Source organism: Cellulomonas algicola (genome assembly GCF_003851725.1).
GTDB classification, from domain to species: Bacteria; Actinomycetota; Actinomycetes; order Actinomycetales; family Cellulomonadaceae; genus Cellulomonas; species Cellulomonas algicola.
This window is the reverse complement of record NZ_BHYL01000392.1, coordinates 1-3,376: the sequence shown is the minus strand read 5'-3', so window position 1 is coordinate 3,376 and position 3,376 is coordinate 1. Positions and strand designations below refer to the sequence as shown.

3 protein-coding genes are annotated in these 3,376 nt (G+C 75.6%); 1 reads left to right on the top strand and 2 read right to left on the bottom strand.

What is annotated here, in order from left to right; all coding sequences use genetic code 11:
- A partial coding sequence (locus tag CTKZ_RS19745; protein WP_148090530.1) for a thioredoxin domain-containing protein occupies positions 1–1,956 on the bottom strand: 1,956 nt, incomplete at its 3' end.
- Positions 1,957–2,058: 102 nt separating this feature from the next.
- Complete coding sequence (locus CTKZ_RS19740; protein WP_124344515.1) at positions 2,059–2,562, bottom strand: septum formation family protein; 504 nt, start codon at positions 2,560–2,562, stop codon at positions 2,059–2,061.
- Positions 2,563–2,793: 231 nt separating this feature from the next.
- Between CTKZ_RS19740 and CTKZ_RS19735 the strand changes: the two genes are divergently transcribed.
- The gene (locus CTKZ_RS19735; protein ID WP_124344514.1) at positions 2,794–3,219 is read left to right on the top strand and encodes a VOC family protein; all 426 of its coding nucleotides are present in this window, start codon (positions 2,794–2,796) and stop codon (positions 3,217–3,219) included.
- Positions 3,220–3,376: the final 157 nt, after the last annotated feature.

The window sequence follows — 3,376 nt, the reverse complement described above, 5'->3', positions numbered from 1 at the left end:
GTGCGGGACGGCGATGCGCAGCGGCTCGGCGAGCGCGCGCTCCGCGGCCTCGCGGTGGCGCGTCGACCCCGTCAGCGCCGCGTACGTGAGCAGCGCACCCGCGGCGGCCGCCTGGCCCGACGGCGTCGGACCGTCCGCCGGGTCGTGCGGGCGGCGCAGGCGGGCCAGCACCGGGTCGGTCTCGTCGTCCGCGGTGTCGTAGAAGCCGCCGTCGCCGTCGGGGAAGCGGTCGAGCACCGTCCGGAGCAGGCCGCCCGCGTGCCGCGCCCAGCGTCCGTCGCCCGTGACCGCCGCGAGCGCGAGCAGGCCCTCGGCGACGTCCGCGTAGTCCTCGAGCACGCCCGCGGCCGCGCCGGCGACGCCGTCCCGCGAGGCGCGGACGAGTCGGAGCGGGACGTCCGCGCGGCCGTCGCCGTTCGGCGCGCTCGCAGGCGTCGCCGGTGTGCCGTGGTCGGTCGGGGCGCCTCCAGGGGTCCCGCTGTCGCGGCCCGGTGCGGTGTCGTCGGACCGGGGAGCGTCGGGCGTCGTCCCGCTCGACGTCGGGAGGTCCGGGCGGACGTGCAGGTCGACGAGCAGCGTCGCGGCGGCGACGGCCGCGTCGACCCAGTCGGGACGGTCGAGGAGCGCGCCCGCCTCCGCGAGCGCGGCGACCGCGAGGCCGTTCCAGGCGGACACGACCTTGTCGTCGCGGCCGGGCTGCGCGCGGGTCGCCCGGTGCGCGAGGAGCCGGGCGCGGACCGAGGCGGCGCGGTCCTCGTCGTCGGGGTCCGTGTGGAGCGTCGGGACGGACGTGCCGTGCTCGAAGGTGCCGGTGTCCGTGACGTCCAGCAGCGCGGCCGCCCACGCACCGTCCTCGTCGCCGAGCACCTCGCGCAGCTCGGCGGGCGTCCACACGTACGTCGCGCCCTCGGTGCCGTCGGTGTCGGCGTCGAGCGACGACGCGAAGCCGCCCTCGGCGGTGCGCAGGTCCCTGACCAGCCAGTCCGCGGTGCCCGTCGCGACGTGGCGCGCGAGCGGCGAGCTCGTGCTGCGCCACCAGTGCGCGTAGGCGCGCAGCAGCAGGGCGTTGTCGTAGAGCATCTTCTCGAAGTGCGGGACCGTCCAGGTGGCGTCGACCGCGTACCGCGCGAAGCCGCCGCCGAGCTGGTCGTGGATCCCGCCGCGGGCCATCGCCTCGAGCGTGTGCTCCGCCACCGCCAGCGTGCGGGCGTCGCCGGTGCGCGCGTGCCGGCGCAGCAGCCACTCGAGGACCGTCGAGGGCGGGAACTTGGGAGCGCCACCGAACCCGCCGAGCACGCGGTCCTGGGACACGAGGAGGCGGCCGAGCGCCCGGTCGAGGAGCGCGTCGTCGACGACCGTCGCGGGGGCGGCGACGAGCGGCGCGCCGTGGTCGACGGTCGCCCGTGGGTCGCCGTTCACGTGCGGCGCGGTCGCGTCGGCGGGTGCCGGTCCGGACCGCGGGGCGGTGAACGCGTCGCGGATCGTCGTGGCGGTCGCGTCGACCTCCTCGCGACGCGTCTGCCACGCGGCCGCGATCCCGGCGAGCACCTCGGGGAACGACGGCACGCCGTGCACGGGCCGCGGCGGGAAGTAGGTGCCGCAGAAGAACGGGGTGCCCTCGGGTGTCGTGAACACCGTCATCGGCCAGCCGCCCTGCCCCGTGAGCGCCTGCGTCGCGGCCATGTACACCGCGTCGACGTCGGGCCGCTCCTCGCGGTCGACCTTCACGTTGACGAAGTGCGCGTTCATGAACGCGGCCGTCGCGTCGTCCTCGAACGACTCGTGCGCCATCACGTGGCACCAGTGGCACGCCGCGTACCCGACGGACACGAGCAGCGGGACGTCGCGACGACGGGCCTCCGCGAAGGCGTCGTCGCCCCACTCCCACCAGTCGACGGGGTTGTCCGCGTGCTGCCGCAGGTACGGGCTCGTGCTGGCGGTCAGGCGGTTCGTCATGACGCTCCCCTCCGCGGGGCGTCCGGCTCCCCGGGAGCGTCCGACGCTACGCGCGGAGCGGCGACGCCGCGCGGGCGGTGGGACCCGCGCGGCGTCGGGCGATCAGCGCGCGGCGCCCTTGAGGGTGCCGGTGACGAGCTCGCCGTCCGTGTCGAGGACGCACTGGATGACGCGGTCGTCGACCGTCTCCCAGCCGCCCTGCGACGGCGTCAGCGGCCAGACGTACAGCGCCGAGTCGTCGTAGGGGATGCCGACGAACGTCTCGAACTCGGCGGCGCAGAACTCCTCGCCCTGCGCCACGAGCGCGTCGTCGCCGGGGAAGTCGCCCTCGGGCAGCTCGGTCTGGGCGATGATCTCGCCGTCGTGCGGGTCGGCGCAGGGGACCACCGGGAGCGACTCCATCTCGGTGTCGTCCTCCATCGCGCTCGCGTTGATGCAGTCGCCGACCTGCACGGAGAACACGTCGGCGTCGGCCGACTCGGTGATCTGGCCGCCGGGGGACTCGCGCGGTGCGTCCTCGGGGCCGAGGAGCGCGCAGCCGGACAGCGCGAGGAGCAGGAGGGCGGGGGCGGCGACGGACGTCGCGACGCGCCGGGTGGGGGACACGGGTACTCGATTCCGGGGGGCAGACGGGAGCCAGGGGCAGGGGCCCGGACTGGCGACGCGGCATCCAACCACGGGCGCGAACCTGTGCGTGGGCTGTGTGACCCGCTTCACAACCACCCGACGGAACCGCAGGTCCGCCGTTCACCGCGACGTCGCTCGCGGGGCCTACCGACGTGTCGGTGGTCGGGTCCACGATGGGCGCGTCCGCACCGGATCGACGAGGAGGCCCCCATGGCCGTGATCCTGAACCCGTACCTCAACTTCCGCACGGGTACCCGCGAGGTGATGGAGTTCTACCAGTCCGTCTTCGGGGGCGAGCTGAACGTCAGCACGTTCGCCGACTTCGGTGCGACGCAGGACCCGGCCGAGGCGGACCTCGTCATGCACAGCCAGCTGACGACCCCCGACCTCACGCTCATGGCCGCCGACGTGCCGCCCCGCATGGAGCTCGCGTCGGGGTCCACGATCTCCGTGTCGTTGAGCGGCGACGACGACGCGAAGCTGCGCGGCTGGTACGACGCGCTCGCCGACGGCGGGACCGTCCTCGAGCCGCTGACCGTCGCACCGTGGGGCGACGCCTTCGGCATGTGCGTGGACAAGTTCGGCACGACGTGGCTCGTCAACATCTCCGGGCCGGGGACGGGGGCGGACGCCTGACGCGTCTCTCGTCCGACGCCCGTCGAGGCCCGTCCACGCTCGTCGCCGCCTGCCCGGGACGCCGGGCGGGCGGCGCGTCGTCCCGTCAGGCGTGGACCGGCGCGTCGGCGGCGTCGGCCGTGGCGCGGGGCCGGTCGGGGGCCGGCCGGCCCAGGAG

Excerpts from the sequence above, each read along its gene's own strand:
- CTKZ_RS19735 (WP_124344514.1), top strand. The coding sequence starts at position 2,794 with ATGGCCGTGATCCTGAACCCGTACCTCAACTTCCGCACGGGTACCCGC.